This window comes from Bordetella genomosp. 2, from assembly GCF_002261345.1.
In the GTDB taxonomy this organism is placed as follows: domain Bacteria; phylum Pseudomonadota; class Gammaproteobacteria; order Burkholderiales; family Burkholderiaceae_B; genus Bordetella_A.
In genome coordinates this window covers 318,395-335,938 of sequence record NZ_NEVT01000006.1, presented here as the reverse complement: position 1 = coordinate 335,938, position 17,544 = coordinate 318,395, and the positions used below count along the sequence as shown (strand labels likewise).

The window sequence follows — 17,544 nt, the reverse complement described above, 5'->3', positions numbered from 1 at the left end:
CCGCCGCGGCGCGGGCAGGGCGGTATTGCTCAGTCCAGCTTGATGTCCAGGTCCTTGATCAGCTTGTGCCAGCGCGTCCGCTCGTTCTGCAGCAGCGCGCTGAATTCGGCCGGCGTATCGCCGACGGGCTCGATGCCGAAATCGACCAGGCGCTTGTTGACGTCGGGCGCGCCGATGGCGGCGACGACCTGCTTGTTGAGCGCGTCGATCACCGCCGGCGGCGTCCGGGCGGGCACCACCAGGCCAACCAGCGCGGCCGCCTCGACATTCTTGTAGCCGGCCTCGGCGAAGGTGGGGACATCGGGCAGCTGCGGCAGCCGGGTCGGGTTGGCGACCGCCAGGGCCCGCACTTTGCCCGCCTTGATGAAGCCCGCGCCGGCGGCCAGGTCGACCATCATGGCGGGCACCTGGCCGGCCGCCACGTCGGCCAGCGCCGGGGCCGCGCCGCGGTACGGCACATGCACCATCTTCAGGCCGGTCTCGACCTTGAACAATTCCATCGCAAGGTGGTGCGGGCTGCCGGCGCCCGCCGAGGCGAAGTCCAGCCCGGCCGACTGCTTGCGGGCGGCCTCGATGAACTCCTGCACATTGCCGGCCTGCATGCCGGGGCCGACGACCAGGATCATCGGAAAGCGGCCCATCAGCGTGACGGGCGCCAGGTCCTTGCCCGCATCGTACGAGAGCTCTTTGTACAGCACCGGGTTGAACACCAGCGTGCCGTTGTCGGCCGACAGCATGGTGTAGCCGTCCGGCGCGGCGCGCGCGGTTTCGGAAGCGCCGATCGCGGTATTGCCGCCCGGCTTGTTGTCCACCACCACCGGCTGGCCGATGCGGGCCGACAAGCCCTGGCCGATGGTGCGGGCCAGGAAGTCGGAGCCGCCGCCCGCCGCATACGGCACGATCCAGCGCAGCGGCTTGTCGGGATAGTCCTGTGCCGTGGCGCCGGCCGGCGCCAGCAGGGGCAGGGCGGCCAGGCCCAGGGTGATGAGGGGCTTGAGGAAGTGCATTGCTTGTCTCCAGGTCGTTGGGCGGCACTGCCGCGTTTGTTATTTGCGTAAATAATATACGCTATGCGTAAATGAATAAACCCGCTAAGCTGTGCGTACTTTCCCTTAGCGAACCCGGCAGGCGCGCGTATGACCAGCAAGAACTCCGAGACGGCCCGCATCGATGACCCGCCACCCGCGCGCCAGCGCCGCCAGCGGGTGCAGGCGGCGGAGACCGGCATGGCGGTGCTCAAGGGACTGGCGCGCCTGGGCGGGCGCGCCAGCCTGACCGCGCTGGCGGCCCACGTGGCCGAAAGCCCCGCCAAGGTGCACCGCTACCTGGCAAGCCTGATCGAAGAAGGGCTGGTGCAGCAGGACGCGGGGTCGCAGCAGTACTACCTGGGACTGCAGGCCTTGCTGCTGGGCGTGGCGGCGATGCGGCAGGCCGAGCCGGTCCGGCTGGCCGAGCCCGCCCTGGTGCGCCTGCGCGAAACGCTGGAAGTCACTTGCTTCATCGCGGTCATGGGCAACAAGGGGCCGACCATCGTGCGTTTCGAAGAGCCGGGGCTGCCCGTGACGGTGAACGTGCGGGTGGGCTCGGTGCTGCCGTTGCTGTGGTCGGCCACCGGACGGGCATTCCTGGCCACCCTGGACGAGGCGGCGGTCAGCGCGCAGGCGCGGGCCGAACTCGACGCCGCCAGCGCCGACCAGCGCGCCTTGCTGGAACGCGCCGACCCCATAGGCGCATTGCGCCGCGAAGTCCGGGCGGCCGGCTGCGCCTGCGTGCGCGACACCAATCTGAAGGGCATCAGCGCGGTCGCCGCGCCGATCTTCGACTACACCGGCCGGCCCCGCGCCGTGCTGACGGCGCTCGGCGCGACGGGCGGCTTCGACGCATCGGTCGATGGGCGCGCCGCCGCCGCCGTGCGGGCCGAAGCCCATGCGGTAAGCGCCATGCTGGGACATGAGGCGGGGCAGGCGCCCGGCTGACGCCGCTTGCCGTCCCGCGCCATCCGGGCCGCGCCCGTTGGCGCCGCGGCCCGCTCAGGACGCACCGGCCGCGTCCGCCCACCGGGCCGGCGCGAAGCGCTCGGGCATCATCAAGGTGTTGCGGCCCATGATCATTTCCGCCACCACTTCGCCGACCGCCGGGGCGATCTGGAAGCCGCCGCCGGAAAAACCGAAAGCATGCAACAGGCGCGGGACAGCCGGGCTGGCGCCGATGACGGGATTCTTGTCGCTGAAATAGCCTTCGATGCCCGACCAGCAACGGATCACGCTGGCGTGCGCCAGCGCGGGCAGGATGGCAGGGGCCGTGCGGCCCAGCGCGGCCAGCGCCGCGCGGCCCGGCCGGCTGCGGTTGCCGGGCAGGGCGGCGCCATAGCCGCCGCCCATCACCACGTTGCCCCGGGCCACTTGCCGCGCATAGAAACCGCCGCCTTCGACACCCAGCGATACGCCGATCTGCGGCGTCAGCGGCTCGGTGACCAGCATGGTCGGATATTTGATCTGCAAGGGCAGCACGTCGCCAAACCAGCTGGCCACCTCGGCGCCCCAGGCGCCGGCGGCGTTGACCACCCACGCCGCGCGGATGCGGCGGCCGTCCGCGGCGCACAGCAGGAAGTCGTCACCGTGCGCGTCCGCCTGCACGATGGCGCAATGTTCGAGCAGCCGCGCGCCGTGCCGCAGCGCGGCGTGCGCATAGGCGGGCGCCACCAGGCGAGGGTTGGCCTGGCCGTCCGCGGGGCACAGCGAGCCCCCCGCGACGTCCGGCCCCAGCGCCGGGAAGCGGCGGCGCAGCGCCGCGCCCTCGATGATCTGCAAGTCGAGGTCGAAATCGCGCACCTGCTCGCGGTAGGCCGCCAGCCGTTCCAGGTCGGCCTGGGAACGCGCCAGCTTCAGGTGGCCCGAGCGCACATATTCCGCGTCGGTGCCGATGAGTTCGGGCAGCCGCGCCCAGATGCCGTGGGCCCGCTGCGCGAGGTACAACTGTTCGACGGAGCGGCCCTGGCGGCGCACGCCGCCGAAATTCACGCCGCTGGCGCGCGCCCCGCACAAGCCGCGCTCGACCAGTACCGCTGCGATGCCGGCCCGCCGCAGCGCCAGCGCCGTGGCGGCGCCCACCAGCCCGGCCCCGATGATGGCCACTTCGGTATGCACCAGGCTCATGGCTGCACCTTGCCCAGGCTGGCCATGTCCAGCGGCTTGACGGGCGCCTGGCCGCGCAGCCGGCCGACCTGCGCCACCGGAATGCGGCGGCAATCGGCCAGCAGCTCGGCGGCGCCGGCCTGGCACATGCGGCCCTGGCACAAGCCCATGCCGATGCGCGTCAGCGCCTTGAGGCGGTTCAGGTCGTCGATCGCGTATTGCTGCGCGGCCGAACGCAGGACGCCGGCACGCACCTCTTCGCAGCGGCATACCATCACGGCATCGTCGCAGCCGGCGCCGGCCGCGGCCGGCAGCGCGAACGCCTGGTCCAGCCCGCGCCGGAAACGCGCCAGCCGTTCCTGGCGCCGGGCCAGCCGCCGCAGTCGCGCCGCATCGACCGGCACGCCGCTGTCGGCCAGCATGGCGAGCGCGGCCCGTTCGCCGGCGATTTCCGCCAGATGGGCGCCGCCGATGCCGGCGCCGTCGCCCGCCAGATAAACCCCCGGGACCGAACTGCGGCCATCGGCGTCGCGCCGGGGCAGCCAGGCCCGCTGCGCTCCATCGAAATCGAAGGCGCAATCGAGCAGATCGGCGAGCTGGGTTTCGGCCCGCAGGCCATGGCCGACGGCCAGCGCGTCGCACGCCAGGGTGCGCGCCGCGCCGCCGATTCGCGCGCGCACCGCCTCGACCCGGGCCGAGCCCAGCGCGCCATCGAGCTGCGCGCCGCGATGCACCGGCACGCCGCGGGCGCGCAGCCAGCCCAGGTAATACAAGCCCTTGGCCAGCGTGGCGGGCTGATTCAGCAAGGCCGGCAGCGCGCGCGCCCGGCCGGCCGGGGAGGCGCAGTCGAGCACGGCTTGCACCTGCGCGCCGGCGCGCGCGTACTGGTAGGCCACCAGGTAGAGCAGGGGGCCCGTGCCGGCGAAGACGATGCGCGGTCCCACCAGGCAATGCTGGCTCTTGAGGGCGATCTGCGCGCCGCCCAGCGAGTACACGCCGGGCAAGGTCCAGCCCGCGAATGGCAGGACGCGGTCGGTGGCCCCGGTCGCCAGCAACAGGCGGGCATAGGGCAGGGATTCGATGCCGGCCGCTCCCGCCAGGTCCAGGCAGCCCGGCGCGGCGTTCCACACCGTGGTGGCGGCGCGGTAGTCGGCGCATCGGCGCAGTTCGGCGCCGGCGGCATGGATGGCCGCCGCGCGTTTCCATTCGAAGCCGTAGCGCTCGCGCGCGCCGGCGCGCGGCACGGCCGCCTGGCGGTAGATCTGCCCGCCGGGCAGCGGCGCTTCGTCCACGACCACCGGGCGTACGCCGTGCGCCAGCAGGGTATGCGCGGCCCGCACGCCGGCCGGCCCGGCGCCCACCACCACCATCCCAGGCGTGTTCCGGCCGCCGCCGGCGGTGCCTGTCATGGGCATGGCGGATCTCCCGGCAATGCGCTGACCAGGTCCATGCCGTCTTCGGCCAGGGTGGTGCAGGCCCGCAGGCGCCGGCCCGTGCCGGTCTGCACCCAGCAGTCCTGGCAGGCGCCCATCAGGCAGAATCCGGCGCGCGGCGCGCCTTCGCCCAGCGTGACGCGCAAATGACCGGCCGCCAGCAGCAGCGCTGTCAGCACGGTATCGCCCTGGCGCGCTTCGAGCGGCTGGCCATTCCAGCTCAGGCGCAGGACGGGCGCGGCCGGGACGGCAACACGACGCAGCAACGGCCGGGACGCCGTCGTACCGGTAGCGCCGCCGATGGCGCCGGTCATGCCGGTTCCTTTGCCAGGGCCTGCGCCACGCGCTCGCTGCCGTAGTCGCGTTCGGCCGCCGCCCGGCTCACCTTGCCGTCCAGCAGGTCGCGGCGCAACGCCGCCAGGTCGCGCCCGGTCGGCGCGCCGTAGCCGCCGCCGCCGGGCGTCTCCAGCCGCACCGACTGGCCCGCCGGCAGCGCATGGCCGGAAATCTTGTTGGGCAGGCGCTGTTGGTCGGCGCGGCCGGGATTCTGCACCACCCGCGAGGTGCCGCCCGGCAGCCCGCCGTTCAGGCCGGCGGCGCCAAACAGGGCGGCATCGCAGCGGATCGAGCAGGTCAGCTGGTCGTGCAGCGAGCGGATCTGGCGCGCGATGCCCATGCCGCCGCGGTAACGGCCCGCGCCGCCGCTATCGTCGACCAGGGCATATTCCTCGACCATCAGGGGATACTCGATCTCCAGGGCCTCGGCGGGCAGGTTGGAGGTGTTGGTCACATGCACCTGGATGCCGTCCATGCCGTCGCCCTGCGCGCGGCCGCCGGCGCCGCCGCCCAGGGTCTCGAGGTACACGAAGGTGCCCTTGCCGTCGCGCTGCGGGCCGGCGAACAGCATGGACGGCATCACGTCGTTGCACGACGCCATGGCGCGCTCGGGCGGCAGCAACTGGCCCAGCGCGCCGATCACCGTGCCGGCCACGCGCTGCGCCGTCGTCACCCGCGCGCCCACGGCGGCCGGGAAGCTGGGGTTGGTGATGGTGTTTTCGGGCGCGCTGATGCTGATAGGCTGGAACAGGCCATTGTTGGGCATGAGCTCCGGGTCCAGCATGGCTTTTACCGCGAAGTACACGCTGGCGTTCAGGGCGCTGGCCGGCAGGTTGAACGCGCCGCGCGCCTGTTTGCCGGTGCCGGTGAAATCCACATAGAGCTGGCCGTCGCGGGCGTGCACGTTGGCCTGGATGGCGACCGGATCGCCGCCCATGCCGTCGTCGTCCATGCGCTCGACGAACGATACGGTGCCGGCGGGCAGCTGGGCGATACGGTTGCGCAACCGCCGCTCGGTGTACAGCAGGATGCCGTCGATGGCCGACAGCACGGCCGTCAGCCCGGACTGCTGCACCAGGTCCAGCACCAGCCGCGCGCCCTTGTCGTTGGTGGCGATCTGCGCGCGGATGTCGTGCATCCGGTTATCGGGCTCGCGCGTGTTGTGGGCGATCATTTCCAGCAGGTCCTGGTCCAGCTCGCCCTGCCGCACGATGCGCATGGCGGGCAGGCGTATGCCTTCCTCCCACACCGTTTTCAGGTGGTGCGAAGTCGAGCCCGGCACCGCGCCGCCCACGTCGGTGTGGTGGCCGATATTGGCCGCGAAGAAGCGCAGCGCGCCCTCGCAGAAAATCGGCGAGACCACGGTGATATCGGGCGCGTGGGTGCCGCCGGCCAGATAGGCGTCGTTGCACAGGAACACGTCGCCGGGACGGATGCCGGCCGTCCCGTAGCGCCGCAGCACGGCGTCGATGCCGCCCGACAGGGAGCCCAGGTGCACCGGCACGTGGGCGGCCTGCGCCACCAGGCGTCCGGCCGCGTCGAACAGCGCCACCGAGCAGTCCTTGCGCTCCTTGATGTTGCTCGAGAAGGACGAACGGATCAGGGTATTGCCCATTTCCTCGGTGATGGACAGCAGGCGATTGCTGAAGACCTCCATCTCGATGGGGTCGAACGGGTCCGCGCCGGGGGCGGTGGTCGATCGGATACTCATGGCGAGGCGTCTCAGGGGTGGAGGTTGACGATCAGGTTGCCGTATTCATCGGCGCGCGCCTGCTGGCCGGGCAGGACGACCGTGGTCGAGCTCATTTCCTCGATCACGGCCGGACCTTCGACAGGCGTGTCGGGCGGCAGCAGGGCGCGGCGATAGACGGGGGTATCGAGCCAGCCAGCGGCCTCGAAATAGACGCGACGCCGTTCCTTGAGCGCCTCGTCCAGCGTCCGGCCGCCCGCCACGCGGGCCAGCGGCGCGCGCGGCACCAGGCCGACCGCGCGCACCCGGCAATTGACGATCTCGATCGCGCGTTCGGCGGCGTCATAGCCGTATTCGCGGATATGGGCCGCGCTGAACGCGGCGATGAAATCCGCCAGCGGCATCAGGCGCATCCCGTCCAGGGGCACCGGGATCTCGAAGTTCTGGCCCTGGTAGCGCGCGTCGATCACGGCCGACAGGCGCTGCGCCGCGCCTGGCACGCCTTCCTCGGCGAGCCAGGCGCCCGCCTTGTCCGCCAGTGTATCGAGCGACTGCTGCACCGCCAGCCAGCCGTCGGCGTGCGCATGCGCCATCAGCGTCTGCACGAAATCCATGGAGATGTCGGACAGCAGGATGCCGCGCGCGCACATGGTGCCGGGCTCCTGCGGGATCAGCACCTTGCCGATGCCGCAATCGCGCGCCAGTTCGGCCGCGTGCAGGCCGCCGGCGCCGCCGAAGGCGCACAGCGCGAACTTGCGCACGTCGTGGCCGCGCTCCGTGGATACGGCCCGGACCGCGCGGGCCATGTTGGAATTGGCGATGCGCAGGATGCCGTAGGCGGCTTCTTCGACGCTCAGGCCCAGCGGCCCGGCGATCTGCGCCTGCAACGCCGCGCGGGCCTGCTCGGCGTGGACCGCCATGCGGCCTTCCAGCAAGGCGACCGGGTTGAGGCGGCCCAGCACGACGTGCGCGTCGGTCAGGGTCGCCACCGTGCCGCCGCGGTTGTAGGCGATGGGGCCCGGCACGGCGCCGGCGCTTTGCGGCCCGACCTTCAGCGCGCCGGCGTCGTCGATGCGGGCGATGCTGCCGCCGCCGGCGCCGATCACGTGCACGTCGACCATCTGCGTCTTGACCGGATAATCCGCGACCAGCCGGCTGGAGGTGAACAGCGGCTGCAAGTCGGCGACCAGCGAGACATCGGTGCTGGTGCCGCCCACGTCGAAGGTGATCAGATTGGGAAAGCCGGCCGCGCGGCCCAGTTCGGCGGCGCCGATGACACCGGCCGCCGGCCCCGACACGCAGGTCCGCACCGGCGCGGTCAGCACCGATTCCACCGACATGAGGCCGCCATTGGAATGCACGGTGGCGGGCGGGGCGCTCACGCCCATGCCGCGCACCGAATCGACCAGGTTGCGCATGTAGGCGGCCATGCGCGGGCCCACATAGGCATTGAGCGCCGTGGTGGACATGCGCTCGTACTCGCGGAACTCCGGCAGAATCTCGCTGGACACGCTCAAGTACGCGCCGGGCAGGTATTCGGCCAGGATGTCGCGCGCCCGCCGCTCGTGGGCATCATTGCGGTAGCTGTGCATGAAGCAGATGGCCACCGATTCCACCTGCGCCGCCGCCAGTTGGCGCGCCACGGCGACGACCTCGTCCTCGTCGAGCGGCGCCAGCACCGAACCGTCGGCCGCGATGCGCTCGGATATCTCGAAGCGCCAGGCGCGCGGCGCCAGCGGCGCCGGCTTGGTGACGTTGTAGTCATACAGGTGCGGGCGCGTTTGCCGGCCGATTTCCAGCACGTCGCGAAAGCCGCGCGTGGTCACCAGCGCGCACCGCGAGCCGCGCCGCTCGATCACCATGTTGGTCGCCACCGTCGTGCCGTGGCCCACGTGCGCCAGCTCGGGCCCGGCGATGCCGTGTTCGCGCATCAAGTGCGACAGGCCGGCCTGGATCGCCTCGGCGGGATCGTGCGGGGTGGAAGGGACTTTGAAGTAATGCAGCGCGCCGGTGTGTTCGGCCAGCAATGTGAAATCAGTGAACGTGCCGCCCACGTCAAAGCCGACGCGAAAACGCCGGGCGGGGGCTGGTGCGGTCTGGGTCACGCGGGATCTCCGGGAGACGGGCGCGCGGGGCGCCGGATGTAGGACCCGGAAATCTTATCGGCCGTCGATTATTCGATCCAATCAAAGTTTTGCATTAGTGATTATCATTAAAACGAATGATGAAGGCTCAGTAGCCATGCGATTCGGCCGGCTGCGCCTGGTCGAACACCATGCCCTGGGCCTTGCAGACTTTCAGGATTTCCTCGCGCAGCCAGCGGTGCGCCGGCACATTGTCCGAGCGCTCGTGCCAGACCAGGTTGACCGTGCGCGGCGCGAAGGGGAAGGGCGCCTCGACCGCCTCGAGCTGGTGGCTGTGCGGGCTGTTGCGCACCGTGTTGACCGGGACCACGCAGATGAGGTCGGTCTCGGCCAGCAGGCGCGGGGCCAGGGCGAATTGGTTGATGGTCAGCACCACGTTGCGCTTGTAGCCGTGCGCGGCCAGTTCGTGGTCGATCAGGGCAGGGGTGCCCAGCAGGCTGACCATCAAGTGCCGGGCGCGCAGGAAGTCGTCCAGCGTGAAGCGCGGCTGCGCCAGCAGGGGATGGCCCTTGCGCATGGCGCACACATAGGTGAGGGTTTCCAGCGGCAAGGTGCGCAGCGACGAGCCGAAATTCGAATACACGCCGGCCGCCATGTCGACCTCGCCTTTTTCCAGCAGCACCGAGGCATTGTCGAGCGAGTAGGGGTGCAGGTGAATGCGGATATTCGGCGCCACCGTCTGCTGTTCGACGAAAAGCGGCCGGATCACCTGGTCGGCGACGTAGTCCGACATCGCCAGCCGGAACACCGCCTCGGAGCGGGCCGGGTCGAAGTCGCTGCGTTCCAGGGTATCGGCAATGCGGGTCAGCGCATCGCGGATCGGCGGCCACAGCAACTCGGCGCGCTGGGTCGGCAGCACGCCGCCTTGCACCTTGATGAACAGGGGATCTTGCAAGGTCAGCCGCAGGCGGTTGATGGCGTTGCTGACCGCGGGCTGCGTCATGTGCAGCGCGGCCGCCGCCCGCGTGACGTTGCGTTCGGTCATGACGGCATCGAAGATGCGCAGCAGGTTCAGGTCGATGGCGCCTAGCATGAGGCCGTCCATTATCAGCTGGAATGATGATATTCCATTATAAATGTTGATTGGTCATATAACGCGCCAGCACTTAATCTTGTCCGGGTTTTAGCGCAGTGTGACAAATACCCGGGGAATCCATCGATGGCAAAGAACCTGAAGTTACTGGCCGCCGCGTGTGTAGCGACGGTCATGAGCGCCTCGGCGGCGGTGGCCGCCGACAGCTATCCCAGCAAGCCGATCACCATCATCCTGCCTTATGCGACCGGCGGCACCGCCGATATGCTGGCGCGCTATGCGGCCGACGCCTTGCAAAGCGAACTGGGCCAGCCGGCCATCGTGGAAGCCCGGCCGGGCGCCGGCGGGGTGCTGGGCACCGAACACGTGGCGCGCGCCGAACCGGACGGCTATACGCTGGTGCTGACGGCCAGCGGCACGATGGCCGTCAATCCGTACGTCTACAAGCTGCGCTACAAGCCGCTGGAGGACTTCAAGCAGGTCACGGTGCTGGTGGATCTGCCGTTCGTCGTGGTGACCAACAACCAGTTCCCGGCCAAGAACCTGCGGGAATTCATCGATTACGGCCGCCAGCATCCCGGCTCCATCACGTTCGGCAATGCCGGCATGGGAACGCAGCAGCACCTGACCCAGCTGATGTTCGCGCGCGCCGCCGGCATCGAGGTCAACGTGGTGCCGTACAAGGGCAGCAGCCCGGCCATGACGGATCTGCTGGGCGGGCATATCAACGCGGTCCTCGACAACACCGGGGTGCAGACGCCGTTCATCCAGGCCGGCAAGGTGCGGGCGCTGTTCGTCACCAATCCGCGGCGCGTGGCCGCCTTGCCGGACGTGCCGACCGCGCCGGAGGCGGGGCTGCCGGGCTTTTCGGCCGTGGCCTGGTTCGGCCTGGCCGCGCCGCACGGCACGCCCGACGCGGTGGTCGAAAAAGTGCAGCAAACCATCGCGCGGGCGTTCGCCAAGCCGGAGATGCAGCGGCGCCTGCAGGACCTGGGCATGATCCCGAAAGCCTCGACGCCGGCGGAAACCACGGCGCGGGTAAAGGCGGACCTGCAGACCTTCGGCAAGATCGCCAAGGAAATCGATTTGAAGTCGATGTAAGGCGGGGCCAGGCCTGGCGGCTTGGCCATCTAATATACGCATAATGTATATTATGTAAAGTAATGGATTCGAGGAGCCGACCCGGCCCCTCGCCCTCATCCCGCCGCCTGCCAGTGCCGGGCCTCGGCGGCGCATTTCAGCGGAAACGTTGCGCCAACTGGTCGCAATGGCGCGCCAGGATCGCGGCGTCCACGCCGACCGCGGTATAGAGACTGCCGGCGGCCATGTAGCGCCGTGCCAGGGCTTCATCGGTGGTCAGCACGCCCGGCGCCTTGCCGGCGGCGCGCACGCGCGCAATGGCTTGCTCCACCTCGCCCACTATCCTGGGATGCCCCGGCTCGCCGGGATGGCCCAGGCTGGCGGAAAGATCGGCCGGCCCGATGAAGACCCCGTCGACGCCATCGACGGCGAGGATCGCGTCGAGGTTTTCCAGCGCCTCGCCCGTCTCTACCTGGACCAGCAGGCACAGCTCCTCCTCGCAGCGCCGCATGTAGTCGGCCACGCGGCCATAGCGGGTGGCGCGCACGGTGCCGCCGACGCCTCTCATGCCATGGGGCGCGTAGCGCATGCCCGCGACAGCCCCACGGGCCTCGGCCGCGTTCTGCACATAGGGCAGCAACAGCGTCTGCGCGCCGATGTCCAGGTACTGCTTGATCTGCACCTTGTCGTTCCAGGACGGCCGCACGACCGGATGAGAGGGATACGCGGCCACCGCCTGCAACTGCGCCATGACCGTGGGCAGCGTCGCCGGGGTGTGCTCGGTATCCAGCAGCAACCAGTCGAAGCCGCTGGCCGCCACCAGTTCCGCACTGTTGGCCTGCCCCAGCGTCACCCACAGGCCGGTCTGGTGGCGCTGCTCGCGCAGCGCGCGCTTGAATCCATTGATGGGAAGATCCACGCCCGCGCTCCTCAGGAGAAATGGACGGAGATGCCGCCCAGCTTGCCGTAATCCGCGTGCAGCGTGTCGCCGGGGCCGACCGCGACGGTGCGGGTGAACGAGCCGGCCAGGACGATGTGCCCGGCCTCCAGCCCGGCATCGTGCTGCGCCAGCTTGTTGGCCAGCCAGGCGATGCCGAGCGCGGGATGCCCCAGCACCGCCGCGGACACGCCGGATTCCTCGATGACGCCGTTCTTCAGCAGGATGGCGCCGACCCAGCGCAGGTCGATGTCCATCGGCCGCACCGGCCTGCCGCCCAGGACGATGCCGGCGCACGCCGCGTTGTCGGCGATGTTGTCGACGATGGTGCGCGGATACTGGCTGCGGCCGTCGATGATTTCCAGCGCGGGCACCACGTAATCGGTGGCATCGAGGACGTCGAACAGCGAAACATCCGGGCCGCGCAAGGGCTTGCCGAGCACGAAGGCCAGTTCGACCTCCACGCGCGGCACGATCAGCTTTTGCGTGGCAATGGTCTGCCCATCCTGGAAGAACATCGTGTCGAGCAGATGGCCGTAGTCGGGCTCGTCGATGCCCACGGTGCTCTGCATGGCCTTGGATGTCAGGCCGATCTTGTGGCCGCGCAGCCGCGCGCCCTCGGCGATCTTCCGGTCGATGATGCGTTTCTGGATATCGTAGGAATCGGCGATCTCCATTGCCGGGAAGGTCTGGGCCAATTGCCTGGCCGGCACGCCGGTGCGCTCGGCCTCCAGGAGCAATTCGGCGGCGCGGGCGCGGTCCTGTTTCGTTGAGCATGGGGAATCCTTGGGTTGTTCAGCGATTCATGAGAGGACGGATTGTCAGGCGGGCTCGTCCGCCACCGTGTTGGCCAGCGTGCCGATGCCCGGCACCTCCACTTCGACCAGGTCGCCCGGCGCCAGATAGCGCGGCGGGTCGAAGCGCACGCCCGCTCCCACCGGCGTGCCGGTGGAGATGACGTCGCCCGGCTCCAGGGTGGTCCAGGTGGAGATGTAGCGGATCAGTTCGGCGAAGGGGAACATGAGGTTGGCGGTGGTGTCGTGTTGCCGCTGTTCGCCGTTGACGCGGGTGGTCACGGTCAGGGGCGCGGCGGGATCAAACTCGTCCGCCGTCACCATCCAGGGGCCCATGGCGCCGCTGCCGTCGAAGTTCTTGCCTTGCGTCACGTTGAATTTCCCGTGCCGCACCCAGTCGCGAACCGTGCCTTCGTTGGCGCACGTCAGGCCGGCGACATGATCCCAGGCTTGCGCGGCCGGGATATGCCGGCCGCGTTTGCCGATGATGAGGGCGATTTCGCCTTCATAGTCCAGCTGCCGCGACACGCGCGGGCGTATCAAGGGCCGGCCGTGGCCCACGAACGACCCCGGGAAGCGCGGGAAGACGCTGGGATAGGCGGGCGGCGCGCTGCCATCCTTGTATTCCTCGTTGCGATTGCCGTAGTTCACGCCGACGCAGATGATTTTTTCCGGCGCCGGGATCGGCGGCAGCAGGCGGACGTCGGCCAGGCGCAACACCTGCCCTCCTCCCGCCGCGCGCTGCCGCAGTTCCGGCAGCGCGCCGGTCGCCAGCGCCGCGCGCAGGCTGGCGCAGCCCAGGCCGCTCAGATCGACGATCTCGTCATCGCCGCGCAGCAGTCCGAAGCGTTCGCGGCCCTGGTATTCGAAGGAAAGCAGTTTCATTTGTCGTATCCAAACAGGCGGGCCGGGTTGTCGACCATGATTTTCTTGAGCGTCGCCGCGTCGCCGGCGTAGCGGGCCAGCAGGTCCACCAGGCGGCCCTCATCGGGCGTGGCCTTGACCGAGACGGGATGCGGCCAGTCGCTGCCCCAGATCACGCGGTCCGGGTTCGCCTGGATCAACGCCTGCGCGAGCGGCACGACGTCGTCCCAGGGTTCGCCGGTGCGGGACAGTTTTTCCGAGAGCGACAACATCACCCAGAAGTTGCCGCGCTCGAGCAGCTCCAGCAGCTTGCGGCGGCTGGGATCGCTCTCCCCCGCCGCGGGGTTGGCGCGCCCCATGTGGTCGATGACCACGGGAATGTCCAGGTCCTCGAACTGCGGCACCTGCGCCATGATGCCGTCGGGTTCGGGCTGGAACTTGGCGTACCAGCCCAGTTCGCGCAGCCTCGCGATGGAGCGCCGGTAGGCGGCGGGCTCCATGCTGATGCCCAGGCCCTGCCGGGTATAGCGCGCGCCGCGCACGCCGGCGTCGTGCAGCCTGGCGATATAGGCATCGTCGCGTTCGGCCAGCACGGCCGCGTTGGCGCAGCCGCGATAGCCGGGGCCCGCGGCGGCCAGGCCATCCAGGACGACCTGGTGGTCGGCGCCGTAGGTGGTCGCCTGCACGATCACCCCGCGCTCGATGCCCAGCAGCCGGTGCAGTTTCAAGGCGACTTCGATGGTGGCGCCGGGCATTTCATAGGCGGCGCCCGGGCGCACCGGATAGCGTTCGGCCGGCCCGAATACGTGGAACTGGCTGTCGCACGATCCGGCGGGCAGCCGGGTGCGGGGAGCGGTGGGATGGGGCTGGAAAGACTGGTACTGGGTCATCCCCTTGCCTCCCCTGCCGCCTCTTGCTGCGCGATGACCGCGATGAAGTCGCATTCGACGAGCTTGCCGCCATCCAGGTCCGCCTTCATGGTGTGGCGCGCAGGACGGTTCTGCGCATCCGGGAAGGCTTGCAGCCAGGCGGCGTTCAGGGCGGCGCGCTGGTCGCGGTCGCGCATCCAGACCGTCATCTTGATGATGTCGGCGAGCGATCCCCCGCCCGCTTCGACAATGCGCCGCACATGATCGAACATCAGTTCGCACTGGCGCGCCAGCGTCTCGCCGTAGGCGCCCGTGGCGGGGTCCGTGCCCTGGATGCTGCCCGAATAAAGCAGGCTGCCGATGCGGCAGGCGGCGGGTATGGGATTCTTGTGGCTGAAGCCTGCGGCGTAGATACTGCGTCTGGTCATGGAGTTTCCTGGCGTCACTTGGCGGTGATATGGGCCTGTTCGATGATGGGCGTCCAGCGGGCGTCCCCGGCGGCGAGGTAGCGCGTGAATTCCTCGGGCGAGCTGCCCCGCGCCTCGGCGCCCAGCTCGTTGAAGCGCGTGATGATGTCCGGCTGCTTCAGGATGCCGGCCAATGCCTGGCTCAATTTCGCCAGGATCGCAGGCGGCGTCCCCTTGGGCGCCAACAGGCCGGTGAATGTCGACGCCTCCATGTCCTTGATGCCCGCCTCGGCGAAAGTGGGAACGTCGGGCAGCATCGGCACGCGCTTGGCGGTGGTCACCGCCAGGGCGCGCAGCCGGCCTTCCTTGATGAACGGCGACGCGACGGAGATCTGGTCGAACTGGAAATCGACGTGCCCGCCCAGCAGGTCGGTATTGGCCGGTGCGTTGCCCTTGTATTGGACAGTCGTCCAGCGTGCGCCGGTGACGCGCTGCAGCAGTTCGCTGACCAGGTGATTGGTGGTGCCCGCGCCGGGCGACGCCATGGTCAGCGTGCCGGGCTCGCGCTTGGCCAGCTCGATCAGTTCACCTACCGTTTTCACGGGCAGCGACGGCTTCACCTCCAGGACCAGGGGCGTATATGAGATGGCGCTGATGGGCGCGAAGTCGCGGTCCCACTTGTAGGCGTCGCGCTTGAAAATCAGCGGGCTGAAGAGCAAGGGGCCGTTGGCCGCCATGAACAGGGTGTAGCCGTCCGGCTCGGCGCGCGCGACGTATTCGCCGGCGATCATGCCGCCGGCGCCCGGCTTGTTTTCAACGATGAAAGGCTGGCCCAGGGCGGCCTGCAGGCCCGGCGTGATCAAGCGGGCGGCAACGTCCACATTGCCGCCGGGCGGATATGGCACGACGATGCGCACCGGCTTGTCCGGCCAGGCGGCATGAGCGATGGAAGCCAGGCTGGCCAGCGCCATGGCGGCGCAGGCCCCGGCCAGGAAGCGGCGGGTCATGATGGTTGTCTCCGATGTCGGGTTGGCGATCTGGTGAGGACAGACTCTAGGAATTTGCGTCGGCTGCGACAACGCCAGTTTGCGAAAAAAGTCCAAATAACGGACTTAACCGGAGAATGGCCGCCTGGCCCCCGATGCGGCGGCATGCAAGAAGGCTGAAAATGCAAAACCGGAACAAGGGCCTGGCGTGCGTGGTTGTGCAGGCCGGGCGCGCCTTCCGTGGACGGCCGTCGCACGGCGGCGACCCGGCGGGCTGGGAGGAAACGCCCTCCTCTTGTCCCGCCTTATAGTTCAATAGCTGGACGCGAAGAACCGCGCGTCCAGGCATGCCGATTAGAGAGAGACAGATTCCGCCATGCGTATCGCCGCGCCCGCACTTACGCCCGAACAGACCTACAAGCTCATGAGCGGCATCGTCGTGCCCCGTCCGATTGCCTGGATCAGCAGCCTGGGACCCGGCGGCAAGGTGAACCTGGCGCCCTTCAGCTGCTATACCTTCGTCTCGAACACGCCGCCCATGGTCGGGGTGAACATCGGGCGCAAGGCCGGACTACGCAAGGACACGGCGCGCAACATCCTGGATCACGGGCATTTCGTGGTGAACATCGGCGACGAGAGCCTGCTGGATGCCATGCACGCCAGCGCGGAGGAGCATCCGCCCGAGACCAGCGAGGCCGAGCTGCTGGGACTGGAAGTCATTGCGGGAGACGCCGTCGCGACGCCCCGGCTGGCCGCCGCGCCCATCAGCCTGGAATGCCGTTTCCACAGTGTCACGCCCTACGGGGAGACAGGCGCGGAATTCTTCGTCGGCGAAGTGCTGGTATTCCACATCCGCGACGGCCTGGCGCGCGACGGCAAGATCGATACGGAACAATTGCGGCCGGTGTGCCGCATCGGCGGCCCCAACTATGCGTCCCTGGGCCCGATCGTCACCAAGCGGGCCATACGGCAGACGCCGAAGTCCATCATGACGGACGGCCAATGACCACCGACGACGAAGGCCCGCCGTTCGCGGCAATGACCGACGAAACGCCCGCCGGCGCGCAAACGGTGCGGCGCGCAGTCGCCATCCTGCGCCTGGTGGCCTGTGGGCAGGAACGCGGCGTGCGCCTGATCGACCTGGTGCGCATGTCCGGGCTGAACCGCCCCACCGTGCATCGGCTGTTGAAGACGCTGCTGCAGGAAGGCGCCATCGAGCAGGATCCCGCCACGCGGCGCTATCTCATCGGCCCGGAAATCAGCCTCTTGGGGCTGGCCCGCACGCGGCGCTTTCCTTTGCTGACCTTGGCGGACCCCTACCTCGCCGAGCTTGCGGACCAGGTGGGCGACACCGTGTTCCTCAGCATACGCCACGGGCACGACTCCATATGCATAGGCCGGCGCACCGGCCATCATCCGATCCAGGTCCTGTCGATCGAAGTCGGCGTGCGGCGGCCGCTGGGCGTGGGCGTGTCCGGCGTGGCGCTGCTTGCCTGCCTGCCCGGGGAAGAAAGCGCCGCCATCGTCGCGGCGAATGCAGCGCGCCTTGCCGTGCTGGGCGAGAGCCCGGCCGACATCCTGCAACGGGTCGACAAGGCGCGCGCGAGCGGCATCGCGCATGCGCCCGCCGGTTTGATGCCGGGCACCAGCGCCGTGGCGATTCCCATCCCCGACCCCGACGACGGCGCCGGGTCGGCCCTGGGTGCCGTCACCGTCACCGCCATGGCAGAAAGGCTGGCGCAGGAGAACTTCGCCCGGGTGGTGGAGCGGATGCGGGTCACCGCGCAAGCGATCGCGCGCCGCCACGCCGAGGTGCGCGCGCGGCGGCCGTCCTGAA

General features: G+C 69.4%; 17 protein-coding genes. 4 read left to right on the top strand and 13 right to left on the bottom strand.

The window, feature by feature from the left end:
* Nucleotides 1–29 precede the first annotated feature (29 nt).
* Complete coding sequence (locus tag CAL24_RS11680; protein ID WP_094806796.1) at nucleotides 30–1,007, bottom strand: Bug family tripartite tricarboxylate transporter substrate binding protein; 978 nt, start codon at nucleotides 1,005–1,007, stop codon at nucleotides 30–32.
* A 129-nt stretch (nucleotides 1,008–1,136) separates the two neighbouring features.
* Between CAL24_RS11680 and CAL24_RS11675 the strand changes: the two genes are divergently transcribed.
* Nucleotides 1,137–1,976: an IclR family transcriptional regulator gene (locus CAL24_RS11675; RefSeq protein ID WP_051439561.1), complete on the top strand. Its 840-nt coding sequence runs from the start codon at nucleotides 1,137–1,139 to the stop codon at nucleotides 1,974–1,976.
* A 54-nt stretch (nucleotides 1,977–2,030) separates the two neighbouring features.
* Here CAL24_RS11675 and CAL24_RS11670 read toward each other — a convergent pair whose 3' ends face one another.
* The 6 genes from CAL24_RS11670 to CAL24_RS11645 form a co-directional block, all read right to left on the bottom strand.
* On the bottom strand, nucleotides 2,031–3,155 hold the full coding sequence (locus tag CAL24_RS11670; RefSeq protein WP_094806795.1) for an NAD(P)/FAD-dependent oxidoreductase: 1,125 nt from the start codon (nucleotides 3,153–3,155) through the stop codon (nucleotides 2,031–2,033).
* Complete coding sequence (locus CAL24_RS11665) at nucleotides 3,152–4,549, bottom strand: NAD(P)/FAD-dependent oxidoreductase (protein WP_249278533.1); 1,398 nt, start codon at nucleotides 4,547–4,549, stop codon at nucleotides 3,152–3,154. Before CAL24_RS11665 ends, CAL24_RS11670 begins: the two co-directional genes overlap by 4 nt.
* The gene (locus CAL24_RS11660) at nucleotides 4,540–4,881 is read right to left on the bottom strand and encodes a (2Fe-2S)-binding protein (RefSeq protein WP_094806794.1); all 342 of its coding nucleotides are present in this window, start codon (nucleotides 4,879–4,881) and stop codon (nucleotides 4,540–4,542) included. Before CAL24_RS11660 ends, CAL24_RS11665 begins: the two co-directional genes overlap by 10 nt.
* On the bottom strand, nucleotides 4,878–6,614 hold the full coding sequence (locus CAL24_RS11655; protein ID WP_094806793.1) for a hydantoinase B/oxoprolinase family protein: 1,737 nt from the start codon (nucleotides 6,612–6,614) through the stop codon (nucleotides 4,878–4,880). The genes CAL24_RS11660 and CAL24_RS11655 overlap by 4 nt, the downstream gene beginning before the upstream one ends.
* A gap of 11 nt (nucleotides 6,615–6,625) precedes the next feature.
* On the bottom strand, nucleotides 6,626–8,698 hold the full coding sequence (locus CAL24_RS11650) for a hydantoinase/oxoprolinase family protein (protein WP_028356054.1): 2,073 nt from the start codon (nucleotides 8,696–8,698) through the stop codon (nucleotides 6,626–6,628).
* A gap of 127 nt (nucleotides 8,699–8,825) precedes the next feature.
* Nucleotides 8,826–9,770, bottom strand: coding sequence for a LysR family transcriptional regulator (locus tag CAL24_RS11645; RefSeq protein WP_094807255.1), 945 nt, complete (start codon nucleotides 9,768–9,770; stop codon nucleotides 8,826–8,828).
* Nucleotides 9,771–9,896: 126 nt separating this feature from the next.
* Between CAL24_RS11645 and CAL24_RS11640 the strand changes: the two genes are divergently transcribed.
* Entirely contained in the window at nucleotides 9,897–10,871 is a 975-nt protein-coding gene (locus CAL24_RS11640; protein WP_094806792.1) for a Bug family tripartite tricarboxylate transporter substrate binding protein, read from the top strand.
* 136 nt (nucleotides 10,872–11,007) lie between these two features.
* On the opposite strand, the gene CAL24_RS11635 is transcribed toward CAL24_RS11640, so the two are convergent.
* Genes CAL24_RS11635 through CAL24_RS11610 form a run of 6 tightly spaced genes read right to left on the bottom strand, consistent with a single transcriptional unit; the run spans nucleotide 11,008 to nucleotide 15,728 of the window.
* Nucleotides 11,008–11,769, bottom strand: a complete 762-nt coding sequence (locus tag CAL24_RS11635) for an aldolase/citrate lyase family protein (RefSeq protein ID WP_094806791.1) — start codon at nucleotides 11,767–11,769, stop codon at nucleotides 11,008–11,010.
* 11 nt (nucleotides 11,770–11,780) lie between these two features.
* Nucleotides 11,781–12,590, bottom strand: coding sequence for a 2-oxo-hept-4-ene-1,7-dioate hydratase (hpaH, locus tag CAL24_RS11630; RefSeq protein WP_094806790.1), 810 nt, complete (start codon nucleotides 12,588–12,590; stop codon nucleotides 11,781–11,783).
* Nucleotides 12,591–12,608: 18 nt separating this feature from the next.
* The gene (locus tag CAL24_RS11625) at nucleotides 12,609–13,466 is read right to left on the bottom strand and encodes a fumarylacetoacetate hydrolase family protein (protein ID WP_094806789.1); all 858 of its coding nucleotides are present in this window, start codon (nucleotides 13,464–13,466) and stop codon (nucleotides 12,609–12,611) included.
* Nucleotides 13,463–14,335: an amidohydrolase family protein gene (locus CAL24_RS11620; RefSeq protein WP_094806788.1), complete on the bottom strand. Its 873-nt coding sequence runs from the start codon at nucleotides 14,333–14,335 to the stop codon at nucleotides 13,463–13,465. Before CAL24_RS11620 ends, CAL24_RS11625 begins: the two co-directional genes overlap by 4 nt.
* The gene (locus CAL24_RS11615; protein WP_028356061.1) at nucleotides 14,332–14,742 is read right to left on the bottom strand and encodes a RidA family protein; all 411 of its coding nucleotides are present in this window, start codon (nucleotides 14,740–14,742) and stop codon (nucleotides 14,332–14,334) included. Before CAL24_RS11615 ends, CAL24_RS11620 begins: the two co-directional genes overlap by 4 nt.
* A 14-nt stretch (nucleotides 14,743–14,756) precedes the next feature.
* Nucleotides 14,757–15,728 (bottom strand): Bug family tripartite tricarboxylate transporter substrate binding protein, encoded by a 972-nt coding sequence (locus CAL24_RS11610; RefSeq protein WP_094806787.1) that lies wholly within the window; start codon nucleotides 15,726–15,728, stop codon nucleotides 14,757–14,759.
* 355 nt (nucleotides 15,729–16,083) lie between these two features.
* Here CAL24_RS11610 and CAL24_RS11605 point away from each other — a divergent pair, with 355 nt between their 5' ends.
* Both CAL24_RS11605 and CAL24_RS11600 read left to right on the top strand, forming a co-directional pair.
* Nucleotides 16,084–16,713, top strand: coding sequence for a flavin reductase family protein (locus tag CAL24_RS11605; RefSeq protein WP_094806786.1), 630 nt, complete (start codon nucleotides 16,084–16,086; stop codon nucleotides 16,711–16,713).
* Nucleotides 16,710–17,543 (top strand): IclR family transcriptional regulator, encoded by an 834-nt coding sequence (locus CAL24_RS11600; protein WP_249278532.1) that lies wholly within the window; start codon nucleotides 16,710–16,712, stop codon nucleotides 17,541–17,543. The genes CAL24_RS11605 and CAL24_RS11600 overlap by 4 nt, the downstream gene beginning before the upstream one ends.
* The last annotated feature ends 1 nt before the right edge of the window (nucleotide 17,544 follow it).